15 protein-coding genes are annotated in these 19,190 nt (G+C 57.6%); 4 read left to right on the top strand and 11 right to left on the bottom strand.

The genetic code is table 11. The features are described 5' to 3' along the window. Positions 1-52 precede the first annotated feature (52 nt). Together DOU50_RS05125 and DOU50_RS05120 are read right to left on the bottom strand one after the other, a co-directional pair. Positions 53-286 (bottom strand): YdcY family protein, encoded by a 234-nt coding sequence (locus tag DOU50_RS05125; protein WP_008501298.1) that lies wholly within the window; start codon positions 284-286, stop codon positions 53-55. A gap of 100 nt (positions 287-386) precedes the next feature. Beyond that, a complete protein-coding gene (locus DOU50_RS05120; RefSeq protein ID WP_148768950.1) occupies positions 387-1,985 on the bottom strand; it encodes an ABC transporter substrate-binding protein in 1,599 nt (532 codons plus the stop codon). A gap of 283 nt (positions 1,986-2,268) precedes the next feature. Between DOU50_RS05120 and DOU50_RS05115 the strand changes: the two genes are divergently transcribed. Genes DOU50_RS05115 through DOU50_RS05105 form a run of 3 tightly spaced genes read left to right on the top strand, consistent with a single transcriptional unit; the run spans position 2,269 to position 8,775 of the window. Further along, entirely contained in the window at positions 2,269-3,615 is a 1,347-nt protein-coding gene (locus DOU50_RS05115; protein ID WP_148768949.1) for an SrfA family protein, read from the top strand. A gap of 4 nt (positions 3,616-3,619) precedes the next feature. Beyond that, positions 3,620-6,601 (top strand): virulence factor SrfB, encoded by a 2,982-nt coding sequence (locus tag DOU50_RS05110; protein ID WP_148768948.1) that lies wholly within the window; start codon positions 3,620-3,622, stop codon positions 6,599-6,601. Further along, positions 6,598-8,775 carry a virulence factor SrfC family protein gene (locus DOU50_RS05105; RefSeq protein ID WP_148768947.1) on the top strand — a complete coding sequence of 726 codons (2,178 nt, stop codon included), beginning with the start codon at positions 6,598-6,600 and terminating at the stop codon, positions 8,773-8,775. Before DOU50_RS05110 ends, DOU50_RS05105 begins: the two co-directional genes overlap by 4 nt. Before the next feature lie 71 nt (positions 8,776-8,846). Here the strand turns inward: DOU50_RS05105 and DOU50_RS05100 are convergent, their stop codons facing one another. The 9 genes from DOU50_RS05100 to DOU50_RS05060 all read right to left on the bottom strand — a co-directional run bounded on the left by DOU50_RS05100 (position 8,847) and on the right by DOU50_RS05060 (position 17,365). Further along, positions 8,847-9,602, bottom strand: coding sequence for an alpha/beta fold hydrolase (locus tag DOU50_RS05100; protein ID WP_148768946.1), 756 nt, complete (start codon positions 9,600-9,602; stop codon positions 8,847-8,849). Between the two features lie 86 nt (positions 9,603-9,688). Continuing rightward, positions 9,689-9,862 carry a GhoT/OrtT family toxin gene (locus DOU50_RS05095; RefSeq protein ID WP_013096478.1) on the bottom strand — a complete coding sequence of 58 codons (174 nt, stop codon included), beginning with the start codon at positions 9,860-9,862 and terminating at the stop codon, positions 9,689-9,691. Positions 9,863-10,045: 183 nt separating this feature from the next. After that, positions 10,046-11,470: an aminobutyraldehyde dehydrogenase gene (patD, locus tag DOU50_RS05090; RefSeq protein ID WP_148768945.1), complete on the bottom strand. Its 1,425-nt coding sequence runs from the start codon at positions 11,468-11,470 to the stop codon at positions 10,046-10,048. 24 nt (positions 11,471-11,494) lie between these two features. Then, entirely contained in the window at positions 11,495-12,301 is an 807-nt protein-coding gene (locus DOU50_RS05085; RefSeq protein WP_024907243.1) for an ABC transporter permease, read from the bottom strand. After that, positions 12,291-13,229 carry an ABC transporter permease gene (locus DOU50_RS05080; protein WP_407820461.1) on the bottom strand — a complete coding sequence of 313 codons (939 nt, stop codon included), beginning with the start codon at positions 13,227-13,229 and terminating at the stop codon, positions 12,291-12,293. Before DOU50_RS05080 ends, DOU50_RS05085 begins: the two co-directional genes overlap by 11 nt. A 7-nt stretch (positions 13,230-13,236) precedes the next feature. Next, positions 13,237-14,250, bottom strand: coding sequence for an ABC transporter ATP-binding protein (locus DOU50_RS05075; RefSeq protein ID WP_048991976.1), 1,014 nt, complete (start codon positions 14,248-14,250; stop codon positions 13,237-13,239). A gap of 17 nt (positions 14,251-14,267) precedes the next feature. Beyond that, positions 14,268-15,413 (bottom strand): putative ABC transporter substrate-binding protein YdcS, encoded by a 1,146-nt coding sequence (gene ydcS, locus DOU50_RS05070; protein WP_024907240.1) that lies wholly within the window; start codon positions 15,411-15,413, stop codon positions 14,268-14,270. Between the two features lie 271 nt (positions 15,414-15,684). Next, positions 15,685-17,094, bottom strand: a complete 1,410-nt coding sequence (locus DOU50_RS05065) for a PLP-dependent aminotransferase family protein (protein WP_061715037.1) — start codon at positions 17,092-17,094, stop codon at positions 15,685-15,687. An 82-nt stretch (positions 17,095-17,176) separates the two neighbouring features. Beyond that, complete coding sequence (locus DOU50_RS05060; RefSeq protein WP_032645155.1) at positions 17,177-17,365, bottom strand: hypothetical protein; 189 nt, start codon at positions 17,363-17,365, stop codon at positions 17,177-17,179. 391 nt (positions 17,366-17,756) lie between these two features. Here DOU50_RS05060 and DOU50_RS05055 point away from each other — a divergent pair, with 391 nt between their 5' ends. Further along, complete coding sequence (locus DOU50_RS05055; RefSeq protein WP_048991971.1) at positions 17,757-19,157, top strand: cytochrome ubiquinol oxidase subunit I; 1,401 nt, start codon at positions 17,757-17,759, stop codon at positions 19,155-19,157. The last annotated feature ends 33 nt before the right edge of the window (positions 19,158-19,190 follow it).

Genomic DNA, 19,190 nt, shown 5'->3' with positions numbered 1-19,190 from the left:
GGTGATGCTGGTCGTGGGGGCCTGGCTGGTGGCGCGACGCCAGTTTTGATCGTTACAGTATGGTGCCGCCTTTCGTCAGCTGTTCCTCACGCGCGTCCATCTCTTCTTTATGCTGCTTGCCGTGGTGCGAAATCGCGGTGCGCAGACGCTGCTGCTGGGTGTAGCGATCTTCACGGCTGAGCTCTGCATCATCGCTTAATTCAATCAGCAGCTCGTTCATATGGGTAATGACGCTCTCTTCGATAGCGGCATCGACGCGGGCGATAACTTCGTTTAAATGTGACATTGTCACTCCTTGTTATGTGCCCGGTGGCGCTTCGCTTACCGGGCCTACGGGTGCCAAATGTAGGCCGGGTAAGGCGTAGCCGCCACCCGGCTAAAAAGGCTCAGTTCAGCTTCGCTTTCGAGAAATCGCTGCCCATCAGGCTTACGCTGTACCCGGTCACGTTGCTGCGGGTCGCGTAGAACGTTTTCCCGTTGGCCAGCGCAATCCACGGCACCTGCTGGTAGAAAATCTCCTGCGCCTGGCTATAGAGCTTCGCGCGCTCGGCAGGGCTGCTGGTCAGCTTCGCTTTTTGCACTAGCGCATCATACCCCTTATCGCACCAGCGCGCGGCGTTTGAGCCGGTTTTAATGCTGTTGCAGCCGAGCAGCACGTCGGCAAAGTTGTCCGGGTCGCCGTTGTCGGACATCCAGCCAAACAGCGCGGAGTCATGTTCGCCTTTACGCATTCCGGAGAGATATTCGCCCCACTCGTAGGAGACAATTTTGGCCTTCACGCCAACTTTGGCCCAGTCGCTCTGGATCATCTCCGCAATACGACGCGAGTTCGGGTTATACGGACGCTGAACCGGCATTGACCACAGCGTGACTTCCGCGCCCTTCTCCAGACCCGCCTGCTTCAGCAGGGTTTTCGCTTTTTCAGGATCGTAGCTGTAGTCCTTCAGGTCTTTATTGAAGCCCAGCATATTTGGCGGGATCGGCGATTTTGCCACCGTGCCCGATCCCATAAAGACCGCATTAACGATGGCCTTCTTGTCGGTCGCGTAGTTAAGCGCCTGACGCACCAGCACGTTATCAAACGGTTTTTTCTCGGTGTTAAACGCCAGATAACCGACGTTCAGCGCATCGACCGAGTGCAGCGTCAGGTCTTTGTTGTTCTTGATGGCGTCAAACTGAACCGGGGACGGCGCAGGAATAATCTGGCACTCGTTGGTCTGCAGCTTCGCCAGGCGGGTTTCCACGTTTGGCGTAATGGAGAAGATGAGATGCTTCGTCGGCACTTCACCTTCCCAGTAGTTCGGGTTCGCAACGTAGCGGATCAGCGAATCCACTTTGTACTGCTGCAGCACGTAAGGCCCGGTACCAATCGGCCAGGTGTCCACGTTCTCAGGCGTGCCTTTTTTCAGCATCGCGTCGGCGTATTCAGCGGAGAGAATCGAAGCGAAATCCATCCCCCAGTCGGCCAGGAACGCGGCGTTGGGCTCGCTCAGGGTGAACTGAACGTGGTAATCATCGACCTTTTTAACGTCCTGGATCAGCTTATCGAGACCCACATCGTTAAAGTATTCGTAGTTGCCCTGCGACACGTTGTGGTACGGGTGTTTAGGGTCTTTCTGACGCATGACCGAGAAAATGACGTCATCAGCATTAAAGTCGCGCGTCGGTTTGAAGTATTTGTTGCTGTTGAACTTCACTCCTTTACGCAGGGTAAAGGTATAGGTCTTGCCGTCCGGTGAAATCGTCCAGGATTCCGCCAGCGACGGCACCGGGGTGTTTTTCACCGGGTCGAAATTGATCAGACGGTTATACAGCACCTGGGAGCTGGCCACAAAAGACGGGCCTGAGCTGGCAATTTGCGGGTTGAAGGACTCGGGAGACGCTTCAGAACAGTAAATAAGCGTATCGTTGTTTGCCGCCCATGCGGCACCGGCTGGTAACAGCGCGCTCAGCGCAAGGGCGAGCAGTGTTTTCCCTGTAGACATGGTTATAACCCTGACAGTTTTATTATATAGGACAGTAATAACAGCACAGGCGTTTTGACCTGGCAAATAACGAAACACTATCAGGTTATTCTAAAGCCGCGTTTTTTGCTGTTTTAACCGCCAGCGTCCAAAAAGGTGATTTGCCTTAAGGGCCATTATTCGTCAAGCACAACCGTCACTTTCTATGCCGCAAGAAATCGGCGCTTTTAGCGTCTCTTCCTCCGTTTGTTTGCTTCCTCGTTTCGTTAAAGTAACGGTGTGAAGAAGTATATGGGATCAAATCGTGGCAAAAACTCTTTTACGCAGCGGTAATCTGGATGACTTTCAGGCCGTTGGCGGCGGCGGACAAGCCGTTTTCGAATCAGCGTTACAAATCCGGGAAGCGCTCCGGTTGCGCAAACAACAGGCCATCGTCGACTGTCTGGCAATTCCTCAGGTCAACGACAGCGGTGACCGCGTGGACTGGTATTCCCCTGTCGAAGGGAGCGTAACCAGCTGGAAAGCGGCAGATGAAGATGACCGTTATCGCGCCCTGCGCTATCTGGAAAACACGCTCGCCAGCGTCGAGTCGTTGAGCAAGAAATGCCTGCAGTCGCCCAAAACCGCGCAGCAGCTTTTTGGTTCTCTGCTGTCGAAGGCGTTTCAGTTCCCGGGTGAAAACTTCCTCTTCCTGGTAGACGGAAAGCCGGTCATCAGCTTCTGGGGGTTTGTAAACCTGAACGAGAGTGCGCGCGACGATGTCCTCGACTGCCTGCGTGAATCGCTGGTCCCTGAGCCTGCTCCCGTTGTCATTGAAGATCCTGAACCGGAACCTGAGCCAGAACCGCTGGTGACCTTTGAACAGGCTGACGAGCCGCTGATCGCCCCTTCCACGGTGGTGCGCATTACGCCGGAAGATCTGTATGAGCCTGAACCGGCCCCGGTCGTGGCGCAAGTCGTTCAGGAAACGCCCCCGGCGATTGTCGCGAAAAAGCGCCGCGTCCCCCTGTGGACGCTGCCGGTTGCCGCCGTGATCGTGGCCGCCATTGCCGCCCCACTGCTGTGGCCAAAACAGTCGCCTTCCGCTGAGCCCGCTCCGGCGCCTGCACCAGAGCCCGTCGAGATTGCGCCAAAACCGATCAAAGCGGTTGAGCCACTGGCGATGAAATTACCGCTGCATCAGGCAGAGGTCGTAGCCAGCAAAGAAAAAGAAGCAGTTCCGGCGCCTGTACAAACAGCCGCTCCGGTGGTGATTGTCGCCATCCCGAAAGATGCCATGGTGATGGAAGCGAATCAGGTAAAAGCGGGATCGACGCGTTTCCTGAACGGCACCTGGCGTGCGGTTCTCGACGTGAAAGATCCGGTCACCGGCAAGCCGCCATCAATGCGCTATCAAATCCAGAACAATAAAGGCTTCGCCCGGGTTGTCCATGGCGACAACGTTGTCTGCCGTGCGGAGGTCTTTTCCGGGCTGCACAGCAATGGCGAGCTGATGATTAAAAGTCGCGGTACCGCCCGCTGCACCGACGGTTCCCGCTACCCGATGCCGGAGGTTGCCTGTAAAGCCGGCACCAGCGATATTGCGGAATGTCGCGCCCGTTATGATGCCAACACCGTCGTCCCACTGACGTTCAAGAAAGCAGGTGCCTGATCCTATGCTGGTTAATCTTTGCGACTATAAACAAAGCGTCACGCTTATTGCCAACAGCGGCGTGCAGTTCCTTGATTTCGGTCTGACACCGCAGGACACCGCCAGCAACGGGCGCTTCGTACGTAAAACCGCGAACGGCCCGCTGTTGCGCCTCGATTTCGACCTGGTCAACGGTCGCTATACCCTGCCGGGAACGAACGGCGGGCAGCCTGAAGTGGTCAAACCGGAAACCACCATCACGCTGCATCAGTCTCTGACGGTGCTGGACGGCGTCTGGCTTCCGGTTCCGTTCCTGCGCTTTAACCCACCGCGAACCTTTGTTGAGGGGCCGGATAACTGGGCACGCGTTCAGGTGCGCAGGCTTGATACGCCCGATACGGCAGGCAATACGCACCGCGTCACGCTCGCCCTTGACAGCCAGATTGCTGAACACGCCACGTCCGCCCTGTCCCCGGTTGAAAACGATATTCTCAACGGGACCCGTTTCGCGCTGGCCTGGCGCGATAATGAGGTAGACAGTTTCCTCGATCAGACCTGGATTGACGGCTGGCTGCGCGAGGCGTTTACCCAGTATGCCGACGGCGTTGAGAACCGCTCTGAACGCGACCTGCAGCAGGCGATGCGCAGTTTTGAATATCAGGCCCACTGGCTTAACCTGCTGACTATGCTCGGTGAACAGCTCACCGTACCGGAAGTGAAATTTGTCACCCATACGCTCAGCACGCCAGCCATTCCGGTCGACCTGATCCTCGACGTGGGTAACACCCACACCTGCGGCGTCATTATTGAAGACCACGGCGATGCGAACGATGGGCTGCGTCAGACCGCCGAGCTGCAGGTTCGCTCGCTCAGCGAGCCGCAATTCCTGAACGAGCCGCTGTTCACCAGCCGTCTTGAGTTTTCGGAAGCGCGTTTTGGCAAGCAGCACTTCTCGGTTGAAAGCGGTCGCGAAGATGCCTTTGTCTGGCCGTCGATTGTGCGCGTCGGTGATGAAGCCCGCAAACTGGCGATGCAGCGTCTGGGAACCGAAGGCAACAGCGGTATCTCCAGCCCGCGTCGCTACCTGTGGGATGAAACCCCGGTCGTGCAGGACTGGCGCTTTAGCCAGATGAACAGCAAAACCCAGCGTGAACCGCTTGCCACCGCATTCCCGCTGATGAACCTGATGAACGATGACGGCGAGCCGCTCTTCACGCTGCCGCAGGACGAGCGCCTGCCGGTCTTCTCGCCGCAGTACAGCCGCAGCACCCTGATGACGCACATGCTGTGCGAGCTGCTGGCGCAGGCGCTGGGACAGATCAATAGCGTCGCCACACGCTTGCGTCTGGGCTTCCCGGCGTCGCCGCGCCAGCTGCGCACCCTGATCCTGACTCTGCCCTCGGCCATGCCAAAGCAGGAGCGCGAGATTTTCCGTCGCCGCATGTTTGAAGCCATCGCCATCGTCTGGAAAGCGATGGGCTGGCACCCGCAGGATGAGGATTTTGTCACCCGCAAACAGCAGGAAAAAAGCGTGGTGCCGGTACCTGAAATCCAGATGGAGTGGGATGAAGCCAGCTGCGGTCAGCTGGTCTGGCTGTATAACGAAGCCATCTCCCGCTTTGGCGGTCAGACCGAAGCCTTCTTCGCCTCCCTGGCCCGCCCGGACCGTGAGCCTGAGCCGGGTAGCCAGCCGGGACGCGCGCTGCGCGTCGCGTCCATCGACATTGGCGGCGGGACAACGGATATGGCGATCACCCATTACCAACTGGACGACGGTTCCGGCAATAACGTCAAAATCACCCCGCAGCTGCTGTTCCGTGAAGGCTTTAAGGTCGCGGGTGACGATACGCTTCTGGACGTGATTCAGCGCTACGTGTTGCCCGCTCTGCAAACGCAGCTGCAGAAATCCGGTATCGCGGATGCCTCGCTGCTGATGGCCTCGCTGTTCGGTGACTCCGGGCGCATTGATACCCAGGCCGTGCTGCGTCAGCAAACGGCGCTGCAGCTCTTTATGCCAATTGGCCATGCCATTCTTGCCGGATGGGAATCCAGCGACGTTGACGATCCGCTGGCCGGTCTGCATGCCACCTTTGGCGATCTGCTGCCTCAGAAGCCGACCCGCAACGTGATGAATTACCTGCAGCAGGCGATCGATCATGCCCTGCCTGCGGGTTCAGACGCTTTCGATCTGTTCGCGGTGCCGCTGCATGTGAACTTCCGCGAAATGCAGGATGCGATGCTGGCTGGGCAGTTTACGCTGGCCTCCCCGCTCCACGCGGTGTGTGAGGCGATTTCCCATTACAGCTGCGATATTCTGCTGATCACCGGACGCCCCGGCTGCCTGCCTGGGGTTCAGGCGCTCATTCGCCACCTGCAGCCGGTGCCGGTCAATCGCATCGTCTGGCTGGATAAATACCAGGTGCACGAGTGGTATCCGTTCAGCCAGCAGGGGCGCATTGGCAACCCTAAATCGACAGCCGCGGTGGGCGCCATGCTCTGCAGCCTGGCGCTCGATCTGCGTCTGCCGCGCTTCAACTTTAAAGCCGCGGACATTGGCGCGTATTCCACCGTGCGCTATCTCGGCGTGCTGGATAACACCGTCAATACCCTGCGCGAGGAAAACGTCTGGTATCAGGATATCGATCTCGATAAGCCCGGCGCGAAGCTTGACGCGCGTCTGCACTTCCCGCTGCGCGGTAACGTCACTCTCGGCTTCCGCCAGCTGGCGAATGCGCGCTGGCCTGCCACGCCGCTCTACACGCTCAGCATTAACTCGGCCGAACTGGCAAAAGCGATTGCCGGCGACGGCGTGCTGAACGTGCGGCTCAAGCTCTGCGGCGGCAGCAAGCAGGAAGGCCCGGAAGCCTTCGAGCTGAGCGATGCCTGGCTGCAGGACGGCACGCCGGTTGCGCCTGACGCGTTAACCTTCAAACTGAATACTTTGGCCGACCGCCGACACAGCGGCAGCCACTACTGGATCGACAGCGGGAGCGTATACCTGAAATGACAGCGACCACGACCACCACTCAGGCCTTAATCGGGTGGATTAATGAGACGCGCCTGAACGCCCCAGTGCTGGATAACGATGCTGACGCCCTGCTTGCTCGCATCAACGCGGTGCAGGCGCGGGAGCAGGCCATTGAACGCGCCATGACTCGCCAGAGCAGCATTGGGCTTTACGGTCATTCGCAGAGCGCGAAAGCGCACCTGCTGCTGTCTCTGTGCGGCAGCGGCAATGGACGCCTTAACGTAACGCCAGGCCAGCGCACCTTTGACTATTTTTCGCATATCAATCCGGGACATGCCCTGACCAACATGGCCGTCCGCTTCACCAGGGAAACCCCGGAGGTGGCTGATGAGGCGTTTCCGCTGCGTCTGCGTCTGGTCACCGAGGCAGAGCTGGTACAGCTGTTTATTGCCCGCACGACCCTGCACCCGCAGATGCGCGCGGTGGATAAGGCGGTCATTGAGACACGTCTGGAGAAATGGCGCGGGCTGCGCCAGCCGCAGGGCGTGCCCGGTATCACTGCTCAGGAGGTGGGAGCGATTGCCCGCTTCTGGCAAAGCACCGTACCCGCAGCGAAACAGCAAATTGATGATGCCCTCTGGTATGAGTTTGCCCAGCTGGTGCCATCGCTCGATCTCAGCACGCGGGCCAGCGTCTGGTCCCTGCTGTGGGGCGAGCAGCAGGAGTTGACCCAGCAGTGGTTAAAACTGGCCCACGTGCTGCACCAGACCAGCCATGTCAGCGATCTTGCTGCCCCGCTTAGCCTGCTGGTGGACAGCTTTGGGCTGCCGGGTGAAGGATTCCTGACGCACGACGGCACGTTAGACCTTCAGGACGCGCAGGAGACGCTGCTTCATCCGCTGAATAGCGGTGAAATGCTTAACGCCATCAGTATCCCCGTCGATGTGCTGGCCTTCCTGACCCGCGAGCTGGTGTTGCCGGTTGAGAACGGCGCGCTGGATAACGTCGATATTATTGATATTCCGGTTTTTGAAGATAACCGTGCCGACCCGCTACGCCAGGCGAAATCCCAGTGGCTGCTCGAGCATTACCGTCAACAGCTTCAACCTGATGTGCTGGTGATTTGTAACGCGACGGCGCAGCACGAACAGACGGCAAAAAAAGCAAAAGTGTTGATGAACTGGGTGAAGGAGACGCAGCCTGCTGAAGAGTCAGCCCTTCCAGGTCTGGTGTGGGCGATCACCCCGCATGACGCCCGCTTTACTACCCGGCAGAACCTCGACGAAGCCGTACAGCATCTGCTCGGCAAGCCGGGCTTACGCTGGGGCACGCTGCAGGCCCTGGACAGCCACAGCATGCAGCGCGTCATCGAGTGGCTGTCTCAGGCCACGCTGCCCGCGCAGCGACAGAAGCGCCTCAGCACGCTGAAAGGCCTGCTGCGACAGGAGCTCTCATCGCTGATGCAAAGCTATCTGACGCCGCTGGTTGAGGAGCCAGGGACAAGACGTGCTCAGGCCGAAAACATGGTGCGCACGCTGCAAAGCAGCGCCGCCCGCCACGGCGAACTGCTTGAAGGCCTGCTGCCGCCGCTGAAGGCCTTTGAAACGCTGCTCGCCGTTCAGCAGCCTCGCGAGGAGCAGGTGAACGGGTTGTTTACGGACACCATTGACCTGTTTGCCGAGAATGCACAGGAAAGCAACGGCCTGTTCCAGACAAAAGACAAAGCGCGACTGGCGCACAGAGTCTGGATAAATCATCTGCGCCAGTGGAGCCGCAATGAGGCCGCGGCCGCCCGTCTGGGGCTGGAACCTGCGGTGTTACAGCAAATCGCGGATGTGCTGGTGACCACCAGCTACCGGCTTGATCTGCCTCAACAGCTTCAGCGTATCGTCGAAGCGGATAAAAGTAGCGCTGCGCAACTGCATGCCGTGATGGGCAATTTCATTGGCTGGCTGGGTTACGACCAGACGCCCGTGGCGACGCGTCCGGCAAGCCGCATCCGCAAGGGCCAGGCCATCTTCGTCACGCCAGTGGTCAGTAGCGCCGAGCCTCGTCTGACGCGCCTGGGAGAACAGCCTGTGCATGCGGCCACCGCGTACGTTTACGACTGGCTGGTCGCTCTCTATAGCCGCGCGATAGAGAACATTGATTACCAGCATCCGCATGATGTTCAGCCTGACGCACGTCAGGCACTGCGGTCTTTAATAAAGTAGCCGCCCTTCTTGCCGGGTGGCGCTGCGCTTACCCGGCCTACATTTTGCAACGATAATAAATTGCACAACGATCACACCGTCATACACTCAGCTAACGTCTGTGCCAGCGCAGACGGGTTTTCCCACGACATTGAATGCCCCGCCCCAGGGATTATTTTCACCTCAACGCCCTTCTGCTCTAGATTTTCCACATCGTCATCCGGCAGAGAGAGTTCGCCGAAAATCAGCGTCACCGGGCAAGGGAGTGACAGAAACTGCGCTTCCCATTCCGGTTCAACGCCCGCCACCAGACTGGATGCACCGCGCCAGACGGCATAAGCGGCATTGCTCTGCAGGCACCCTGCCCACGCCGTTTTTTCTGAGCTGAGCATGGCGTCATAACCTTGCTCCAGAAACTGTTGCTCGGTTTGCGCTGCTATAGACCGGCTGAACATGCCCCCACCCGCGTGAAAATTGGGCTCTGACACCATCAGTCCCTTCACGCGCGTTGCCAGCAGCCCTGCCGTTTCGATAGCAATACTGCCGCCCATGCTGTGGCCGTATAACCAGAAGGCATCCAGCTCAAGATGGTCAATCAGTTCCGCGACAACGTGGGCCTGGTCAGTGGTTTTATAGCTGTAGTGCTCAGGCTTATCGCTGTAGCCGCTGCCGGGCAAGTCGATGAGAATCGCTCTGCGCGCGCCAAACAGCGGGTCACGAACGACGCGGGGATATTCATAGGAAGAGGCGCAGCCCAGCCCGTGAATGAACACCACGGGATCGCCGGTACCGGGCAAGTCGTGCCAGCGCACGGTGCAACCGGCCTGCTGCGAGTAAAAACTGTTCATAAGCACTCCTTTTATGATGCACTGTATATTTATACAGCTATCACATCAGGAATGCTATGTTCATCTTTTAAAACTGGAAGCGTGCTTCAGAAAAGCGAGACCAGCAGCGCAACGGGAAAGCTCATTGGCCAGGTTGACCCCACCAGGAAAGCGCTGAGCAGGCGGATACGTTTGCGGTCTTTGGAGAGGAACCAGGTAATTAATGCGCAGATGGAAGCCATGATTGCGTAAAAAACCAACATCTTTTGATACAACGTCATTCTGTATACCAGAGCCGAAAAAATAACCGCACGCAATATGCGTCATATGTTGACACAGATCAAGTTTTTTCGTTACAGAATAACCACTTAAAAACTATGGCTAATAACAATTGAGTATCTTACGTAACACGGGTGGCGGACAAGGAGAGCGCCTGGCCGCAAATGCGACCAGGCATGAGGGGCTCAGTGTTTAATCATAACATGCCGCACGACCGTATAATCCTCAAGCCCGTAGACCGACATATCCTTCCCGTAGCCCGATAATTTCATGCCGCCGTGCGGCATTTCGCTCACCAGCATAAAATGGGTATTCACCCAGGTGCAGCCGTACTGCATGCGCGCGCTCAGGCGATGGGCGCGCCCCACGTCTTTGGTCCAGACCGATGACGCCAGCCCATACTGTGAATCGTTCGCCCAGGCCAGCACCTGCGCCTCATCGTCAAACTCGGTGACGCTCACCACCGGGCCAAACACCTCGCGCTGAACGATGGCATCGTCCTGTTTTGCCCCCGCCAGCAGGGTTGGCTGGAAGTAGTAGCCTGCCCCCTCTTTTTTGCTGCCGCCGGTGACAACGCGGATATGGCCGAGCGCTTTCGCGTCATCGACGGCCTGACAGACGCGAGAAAGATGGGCGGCCGAGCTGAGCGGTCCCAGTTCGGTAGAGGCATCCTCCGGTGCACCCATTTTAAGGCTGGCGACCGCTGCGCCCAGCTTTTCCACCAGCGCGGCATAAATGCCTTTCTGGGCATAAATACGACAGGCCGCCGTACAGTCCTGTCCGGCATTGTAGAAACCAAACGTCCGCACCCCTTCGACAACCGCATCCAGGTCGGCATCATCAAAGACAATTACCGGCGCTTTACCGCCCAGCTCCATGTGGGTGCGTTTAATGGAGGACGCCGTATGGCCGATGATATGTTCTCCGGTAGCAATCGAACCGGTCAGCGAAACCATGCGGACTTTTTCATGCCCGGTCAGCGGATCGCCGACCGTTTTCCCCCGCCCAAACAGCACGTTCAGAACGCCTGCCGGGAAGATATCTTTTGCCAGTTCTCCCAGCTTCAGCGCGGTCAGCGGGGTGATCTCTGAGGGCTTAATCACCACGCAGTTTCCTGCCGCCAGCGCGGGCGCGAGCTTCCACGCCGCCATCATCAGCGGATAGTTCCATGGTGCAATAGAGGCAACCACACCCACCGGGTCACGGCGAATCATCGAGGTGTGTCCTTCAAGGTATTCCCCCGCTGCCAGGCCGTTCAGGCAGCGGGCCGCCCCGGCAAAGAAGCGGAAAACGTCCACCACCGCCGGAATTTCATCACCCAGAGCGCAGTGCAGCGGCTTGCCGCAGTTAAGGGATTCCAGCTTCGCGAAAGTGTCGGCATGTTCTTCGATGGCGTCAGCCAGTTTCAGTAAGCACTCTGCACGGGCTTTCGGGGTGGTTTGCCCCCACTCGATAAAGGCACGATCGGCAGCCCGAACGGCAGCATCGACCTGCGCGGCAGAGGCTTCAGCGATGTCCAGCAGCACTTCTCCGGTGGCGGGATTGTAAACCGGCTGCTTTTCCCCTTCACCAGTAATCAGTTCACCATTAATCAGCAGTTGGTTTTGCATAGCGTTGTCCTGTTTAAATCGAAGTTATTTCCCGCCACCAGCGATGTTCTCGCCGTCGCGGGTGAGCCACCAGGCTCCCAGAATGGGGAGAGTTGTCACCAGCATCACCAGCAGAGCAACGACGTTGGTGACCGGCACGTCGCGTGGACGCCCGAGCTGATTGAGCAACCACAGCGGTAACGTGCGCTCGTGTCCCGCGGTAAATGTCGTGACGATGATCTCGTCAAACGACAGGGCAAACGCCAGCATTCCCCCGGCCAGCAGCGCGGAACCCAGATTGGGCAGCACCACATAGCGGAAGGTTTGCCATCCGTCGGCCCCGAGATCCATCGACGCTTCCACCAGGCTCCAGGAGGTGCGTCTGAACCGGGCAATCACGTTGTTAAACACCACTACCACGCAGAAGGTGGCGTGTCCGACCACGATGGTGAAAAACCCCGGCTCAAGGTTGATCGTTTTGAAGGCCGTCAGCAGCGCCAGGCCGGTGATGATCCCCGGTAACGCAATCGGTAACAGCAGCAGCAGAGAGATCGCATTCTTGCCAAAAAACTCGCTTCGCCAAAGCGCCGCTGCAGCAAGCGTGCCAAGCACAAGGGCAATGGCGGTGGAAAGTGCGGCAATTTGGAGTGACAACGTCACGGATTCGATGATATCGCCGCGCCCCGCCGCCACGCTAAACCATTTCAGCGTCAGCCCCTGTGGCGGAAAGCTGAAGGCGGCGTCTTCAGTGTTGAAGGCGTAGGTCGCGATAATCAGCAGCGGGAAGTGCAGGAAGATGACGCCTCCCCACGCTGCCACTTTCAGGAACAGCGGTGCGCGTTCAGAGTGCATCGAATGCTCCCAGACGTTTCACGAACGCCAGATAAAGAGAAATCAGCACGATGGGAACCAGCGTGAACGCGGCGGCCATGGGCATATTGCCGATAGCGCCCTGCTGCGAGTAGACCATGTTACCGATGAAATAGCCCGGCGGGCCGACCAGCTGCGGAACGATGAAATCCCCCAGCGTCAGAGAAAAGGTGAAGATTGAGCCCGCCGCAATGCCCGGAATGGCCAGCGGCAGAACGACATAGCGAAAAGTCTGGCGAGGACGCGCGCCAAGGTCGGCTGAGGCCTGCAGCAGCGAGGCAGGCAGGCGTTCCAGCGCCGCCTGGACCGGCAGGATCATAAACGGCAGCCAGATATAGACGAAGACCAGAAACCGTCCCAGCCCGGAGGTGGACAAGGTGTTGCCGCCAATTGACGGGAGCGTAAGGAGTGAGGTCAGGATCGGCTCCAGCCCCATATGACTAAGAAACCACTGCGCTACCCCGTCCTTCGCCAGCAGCAGCGTCCAGGCATAGGCTTTGACGATGTAGCTCGCCCACATTGGCAGCATCACGGCGATATAGAAAAACGCTTTCCACTTGCCGCGGGTGTATCGTGCCATGTACCACGCCATCGGGAATGCCAGGATAGCGCTGGCAATGGTCACCGCAATCGCCATCGTTAACGTGCGCAGGATGATGTCGTAGTTTGCCGGGTTGAAGAGCGCCAGAATGTTCGCCAGGGTCAGGTCCGGCGTGACGGCCATGGTGAAATCGTCAAAGGTGTAAAACCCCTGCCACAGCAGCGTCAGCAGCGATCCTAAATAGACGATGCCAAACCACATCAGCGGCGCGAGCAGAAGCAGGAACAGGCCGAGCGACGGCTTGCGCCAGAACAGTGCGGTCATGCGGCTTAAGCGGCCGCGCGAGGCGGGAGGATGCGCGACACTCATATCCATTTCACCTCTCCTCGTGCAGGCGAATCATCGCCTCGCGTGACCATGACGCCATGACCGCCTGCCCCGGCGCAATGCCGCTCAGCGGCGAGGTTTCACTGAGATTAGCCTGGCTCACCAGCAGTTTGGCACCATCGGCGAGCTTTAGCTCCAGACGCGTGGCCGCCCCCTGATACTGAACGGCCTGCACGACGCCCTGAACCTGAACGTCTCCGCCCTCATTAAGGCGAATATGTTCCGGGCGCAGGGAATAGCTGCCTTCCATGCCGCATATTTTCTGCGCAAGGCCCGCATCGAAGACGTTAGAGGTGCCGACAAAACCGGCAACAAACGGCGTGCGCGGACGCATGTAGAGATCGCGCGGGGTATCCACCTGCTCGATGCGCCCGTTATTGAACACCGCCACCCGATCTGACATGGAAAGGGCCTCGCCCTGATCGTGGGTGACAAAAATAAAGGTGATACCAAGTTCCTGCTGAAGCTTCTTCAGCTCAAACTGCATCTGTTCCCGCAGCTTGAGATCGAGCGCCCCTAAAGGCTCGTCCAGCAGCAGGACGCGCGGTTCATTCACCAGCGCACGGGCAATGGCGACACGCTGACGCTGGCCGCCGGAAAGTTGCGAAGGTTTGCGGGCAACCGCAAAGCTCAGGCCCACTTTTTCCAGGGCATCACGGGCCTGGGCATGACGTTTTTTCTTGTCGACGCCTTTGACCATTAGCCCGTAGGCAACGTTGTCGAGGATCGACATATGCGGGAACAGCGCGTAGTCCTGAAACACGGTGTTCACATCCCGCTCCCAGGGAGGCAGCTCGCTCGCCTCTTTGCCGAAGATAGAAATCGTGCCGCCTGACAGCTGTTCAAAACCGGCGATCAGACGCAGGCAGGTGGTTTTGCCGGAGCCCGAAGGCCCCAGCATGGAGAAAAACTCTCCGTCACGAATCGCAATGGTGACCCCATCCACCGCCCGTACGTCGCCGTACAGGCGGGAAACATTATTAAACTCGACCGCGTACGTCATGTTCTGCTCCCGGGCAATTAACGACCGCCCATGATGGCGATGTAATCCTGCGTCCAGCGGCTGTAAGGGACAAATTTGCCGCCTTCTGCGATGGGGGTTTTCCAGAACATGATTTTGTCGAACTCGTTATAACCGTTTGTTTCGCAGCCTTTATCGCCCAGCAGCGTGCTGGCTTTACACCCTTCAGGAACCACGGGCAGGGAACCAAACCATGCTGCCAGATCGCCCTGCACTTTCGGCGTCAGCGACCAGTTCATCCATTTGTAGGCACACATCGGGTGTTTAGCCTGCGCGTGGAGCATGGTAGTGTCCGCCCAGCCTGTCACCCCCTCTTTCGGGAAGACGGTGGCAATGGGCTGGTTCTCGGCCTTCAGAGCATTCGCCTGATACGGCCAGGCGCTGGAGGCCACGACGCCTTCGTTTTTGAAGTCGCTCATCTGGACGGTGGTGTCGTGCCAGTAGCGGTGGATCAGGGCATGCTGGTCGCGAAGCACCTTAAGCACGGCGGCATACTGTGCTTCGGTGAGCTGGTACGGGTCTTTAATACCCAGCTGCGGCTGCGTGGCTTTGACGAACAGCGCCGCATCGGCGATATAAATCGGGCCGTCATACGCCTGTACGCGTCCCTGATTGGTTTTACCGTCCGGCAGATCCTGTTTAGTAAAGACCACGCTCCAGCTGTCCGGCGGCGTCGGGAAGGTTTTGGTGTTGTACATCAGCAGGTTTGGCCCCCACTGGTACGGCGTACCGTAGACCTTGCCCCCGACGTTAAACCATTCCCCTTTCACAATCCGTTCGTCGAGGGTTTTCCAGTTGGGGATGAGGTCGGGGTTAATCGGCTGGACGCGTTTGCCCATGATCAGCCGCAGGGAGGCATCACCTGAAGCGGTCACCAGATCGTATCCCCCTTTCGCCATCAGGCTGACCATTTCATCCGACGTGGCCGCCGTTTTGACGTTGACCGCACACCCGGTCTCTTTTTCAAACTGGGTGACCCAGTCGTAGTTTTTATCCGTCTGTCCCCGCTCGATGTATCCCGGCCAGGCGATAATATCCAGTCGACCTTCCCCGTCGCCAATAGCCTTGGGGGGTTCTGCGGCTTGCGCTGTCATGATAGTCATGCCGAGCGCACACAGGCTGCTGCGGGCAAAATTTTTGCTCATAAGAGTTACTCCTGTCGCAATGAAATTTAGCGGCAGCCGTGCCGTAAAAATATCTCCCTTATTAAACGTAGACCGCGCAAATGCGCCGCACCGTACGGCTTCAGGAAATTTCATCAAGGTGTGACCGAGGGCGCATTCCCCGTTAACTGGATTATAGACAAGGAGTTAGGCGCGAGAGACGGTATGCAGATTTCCTATGACAGGTCACCGCGAAATATTCGCAGTGACGTCATCAGGATAAGAATTGATTATTTAAATAACGGAGAAAGGATTATTCCAGCATCGTGCTAATTAATTTCCCTAACTGAATGACCGCCTGCTCTTCCCGCTCTCCCCAGGCCCAGGAGGTATTAAAACGAAAGAACGGCGTCCACGCGTCAGAGGTGGAAAACATCTTTCCGGGAGCAATGCTGATGTGATGCTTTAAGGCCTTTTCGCTCAGCAGCCCCGCATCCAGCTGCGCCGGAAGCTCCAGCCATAAAAAGTAGCCGCTGTCGTTATGGTGGATTTTGACGCCGGCAGGCATATGGCGCAAAAGTGACTGCCAGGCCTGCTGCTTTCGCTCGGCCAGCGTACGCCGCAGGCGGCGCAGGTGAGCGTCGTAGCGTTTGGTCGCCAGGTAATCCACCAGCGCCAGCTGCATGGGAGAACTGGTTGAGAGCGTGCTCATCAGCTGTAGCTGCTGAATGCGCCGCGCGTGTTTTCCTGCTGCCACCCAGCCGATGCGAAAACCGGCCACCAGACATTTTGAAAAGGACGAGCAGTGCAGCGTCATGTCCTGACGATCCCACGCTTTCGCCGGGAGCGGCTTTTCGCGGCCAAAATAGAGTTCGCTGTAGACGTCATCTTCAATCAGCGGGACGTTGTGCTGTGTTAACAGCGCGACAAGCTGCGCTTTTTTCTCCGCGCTCAGCGTGAAGCCGAGCGGGTTTTGGCTGTTGGTCATGATCCAGCAGGCTTTAACCGGGTACTCATTCAGCGCCTGTTCAAGGGCGTTGAGATCGATCCCCTCGCGGACGTCTGTCGCAATCGACAACGCTTTAAGCTTCAGGCGTTCCAGCGCCTGCAGCGCGCCGTAGAAACAGGGGTTTTCGACAATCACCCAGTCACCCGGCTCGGTCACCGCCTGCAGGCTAAGATTCAGCGCCTCGAGCGCGCCTGCGGTGATCACGATCTCTTCCGGGGAGATGTTCATCCCCTGCTGCGCGTAACGACGTGCAATGGCGTGGCGAAGATCGACGTTACCCGGCGGCAGGTTCTCAATCACGCTCATCGCCGTCGCGGTTTTACTGACGTTCGCCAGCGAGCGGTTGAGCTGCTGAAGCGGGAAAAGACGGGGATCGGGAAACGCGGAGGCAAAAGGAACAACGGCCGGGTCGCGGCTGGCCTGTAAGACGTCGAAGATGTAGGTATTGATATCCACCGCTTCGTCACGCATCACCTGAGCGGGTGGCGCAGGCTGGTGTGCGGTCGGGCGCGAGGCAACGTAATAGCCCGACTGCGGTCTGGCGACAATGCGCCCCTGACTTTCCAGCATCTGATACGCGTGGCCAACGGTCATAAAACTCATGCCGCTGCTTGCCACCTGCTCTCGCAGGGAAGGCAGCTTATCGCCCGGCAGCCATACGCCAAGCTCAATCTGCGAGATAATTTGTTGCGCCAGACGCTGGTATTTTTTCATCAGATTCTCCTTATGACCGACAGTGTATATCAGCAGGAGAAAAAGAGAAGATTTAGCTAACTGTTATAGTCTGGAAGATGAATTACTTACGGTATTCGGTCACGTGGCTCTGAGCGGAATGCGCGGCGGCCAGGTGGTCGAGCGTGATCATCGGCGATTTGCAAAAAATGCATTTCGCGCCAAACGGGTTTTTCTCAGACACATCAAAGGCTGAGGTACGGTACTGCGAACCATGGCAGCATGGGCAGCGAAAATGGATGTAAGAAGTCATAGGATTCTCCTGAAACGTTAAAACGTAAATTACTAATGGGCCGATTGGGCATAATGGTTTTAAACAAAACGAATCGGAATGTAGATAAAGACCCAAGAGAGGCTGCGGAGAGGCACAACGTGATGAGAACTGCTTTATAAAACTACGTCAGATATTTATTTGGACTCAAAACCAGAAGACCATTAACGCACGGCGCTGACGACAAAGCAAGCGGTTTAATGCGGAAAATTCATAAAAAGAATGTTATTATTCCACAGCCTCAAGGTATATCAGATGGCCAAAGCGTGAAATTTACGCCAACTGTTATGGTTAAAAAACCCTTTTCTGCGTCTGATAGTCCGAACGTTGCCCCTATACCATAACAGCACACCGTTTGACATTGAGGCTGTGCATGTTTGGTTTAGATGCTTTTCACCTTGCACGGATACAGTTTGCCTTTACCGTATCCTTTCACATTATTTTCCCGGCCATCACCATTGGTCTCGCAAGCTACCTTGCCGTACTCGAAGGGCTGTGGTTGAAAACTAAAAATCCGGTCTGGCGCTCCCTGTACCATTTCTGGTCGAAGATTTTTGCCGTCAACTTTGGCATGGGCGTGGTCTCCGGGCTGGTGATGGCCTACCAGTTTGGCACCAACTGGAGCGGCTTTTCGCAGTTTGCGGGGAGTATTACCGGCCCGCTGCTGACTTATGAAGTGCTTACCGCCTTCTTCCTCGAAGCCGGATTCCTCGGCGTAATGCTGTTCGGCTGGAACAAAGTCGGGCCGGGACTGCACTTCTTCGCTACCTGCATGGTAGCGCTGGGGACCATCATCTCCACCTTCTGGATCCTCTCCTCGAACAGCTGGATGCAGACCCCGCAGGGCTATGAGATCGTCAACGGTCAGGTGGTACCGGTAGACTGGTTCGCGGTGGTGTTTAACCCCTCCTTCCCTTACCGCCTGCTGCACATGTCGATAGCCGCGTTCCTGAGCAGCGCCCTGTTTGTGGGCGCATCGGCGGCATGGCATCTGCTGCGCGGCAATAATACCCCTGCCATCCGCGCGATGTTTTCGATGGCGCTGTGGATGACGCTGATTGTCGCCCCCATCCAGGCCATGGTTGGCGATATGCACGGGTTGAACACCTTAAAGCACCAGCCCGCCAAAATTGCCGCCATTGAAGGCCACTGGGAAAACCCGCCGGGTGAGCCAACCCCGCTGCTGCTGTTTGGCTGGCCGGATATGGAACAGGAGCGTACCCGCTTTGGGCTGGAGATCCCCGCGCTCGGCAGCCTTATTCTGACGCACAGTCTGGATAAACAGGTACCGGCGCTCAAAGAGTTTCCAAAGGAAGACCGCCCGAACTCCACCATCGTCTTCTGGTCGTTCCGCATTATGGCGGGTCTGGGCATGCTGATGCTGCTGCTTGGGGTGACGGCTCTCTGGCTGCGCTATAAAAAGCGCGTTTATTCTTCCCGATCTTTCCTGTGGTTTGCGCTGTTGATGGGACCATCCGGGTTGATTGCTATTCTGGCCGGGTGGATCACCACCGAAGTGGGCCGCCAGCCGTGGGTGGTCTACGGACTCCAGCGAACGAAGGATGCGGTGTCTGCCCATGGCGATCTGCACATGAGCGTGAGCCTGCTGGCCTTCTTCGTCGTCTATACCTCGGTATTCGGCGTGGGTTACAGCTATATGGTGCGCCTCATCCGAAAAGGGCCGCAGCCGCATGAGTCTTTCGCCACCGAGTCCGACGGACGTCCGGCGCGCCCGCTTTCTGCCGTCACAACTGAACACAAGGAGCAACCATAATGGGTATCGATCTTTCCATTATCTGGTTTGTCA

This window comes from Enterobacter sp. C6, assembly GCF_008122455.1.
GTDB classification, from domain to species: domain Bacteria; phylum Pseudomonadota; class Gammaproteobacteria; order Enterobacterales; family Enterobacteriaceae; genus Enterobacter; species Enterobacter pseudoroggenkampii.
Note: the sequence above shows the minus strand (reverse complement) of the source record. Positions and strands in the feature narration are given on the sequence as shown.

Excerpts from the sequence above, each read along its gene's own strand:
- DOU50_RS05125 (WP_008501298.1), bottom strand. The coding sequence starts at position 286 with ATGTCACATTTAAACGAAGTTATCGCCCGCGTCGATGCCGCTATCGAA.
- DOU50_RS05120 (WP_148768950.1), bottom strand. The coding sequence starts at position 1,985 with ATGTCTACAGGGAAAACACTGCTCGCCCTTGCGCTGAGCGCGCTGTTA.
- DOU50_RS05110 (WP_148768948.1), top strand. The coding sequence starts at position 3,620 with ATGCTGGTTAATCTTTGCGACTATAAACAAAGCGTCACGCTTATTGCC.
- DOU50_RS05105 (WP_148768947.1), top strand. The coding sequence starts at position 6,598 with ATGACAGCGACCACGACCACCACTCAGGCCTTAATCGGGTGGATTAAT.
- DOU50_RS05100 (WP_148768946.1), bottom strand. The coding sequence starts at position 9,602 with ATGAACAGTTTTTACTCGCAGCAGGCCGGTTGCACCGTGCGCTGGCAC.
- DOU50_RS05095 (WP_013096478.1), bottom strand. The coding sequence starts at position 9,862 with ATGACGTTGTATCAAAAGATGTTGGTTTTTTACGCAATCATGGCTTCC.
- patD (WP_148768945.1), bottom strand. The coding sequence starts at position 11,470 with ATGCAAAACCAACTGCTGATTAATGGTGAACTGATTACTGGTGAAGGG.
- DOU50_RS05085 (WP_024907243.1), bottom strand. The coding sequence starts at position 12,301 with ATGCACTCTGAACGCGCACCGCTGTTCCTGAAAGTGGCAGCGTGGGGA.
- DOU50_RS05080 (WP_407820461.1), bottom strand. The coding sequence starts at position 13,229 with ATGAGTGTCGCGCATCCTCCCGCCTCGCGCGGCCGCTTAAGCCGCATG.
- DOU50_RS05075 (WP_048991976.1), bottom strand. The coding sequence starts at position 14,250 with ATGACGTACGCGGTCGAGTTTAATAATGTTTCCCGCCTGTACGGCGAC.
- ydcS (WP_024907240.1), bottom strand. The coding sequence starts at position 15,413 with ATGAGCAAAAATTTTGCCCGCAGCAGCCTGTGTGCGCTCGGCATGACT.
- DOU50_RS05065 (WP_061715037.1), bottom strand. The coding sequence starts at position 17,094 with ATGAAAAAATACCAGCGTCTGGCGCAACAAATTATCTCGCAGATTGAG.
- DOU50_RS05060 (WP_032645155.1), bottom strand. The coding sequence starts at position 17,365 with ATGACTTCTTACATCCATTTTCGCTGCCCATGCTGCCATGGTTCGCAG.
- DOU50_RS05055 (WP_048991971.1), top strand. The coding sequence starts at position 17,757 with ATGTTTGGTTTAGATGCTTTTCACCTTGCACGGATACAGTTTGCCTTT.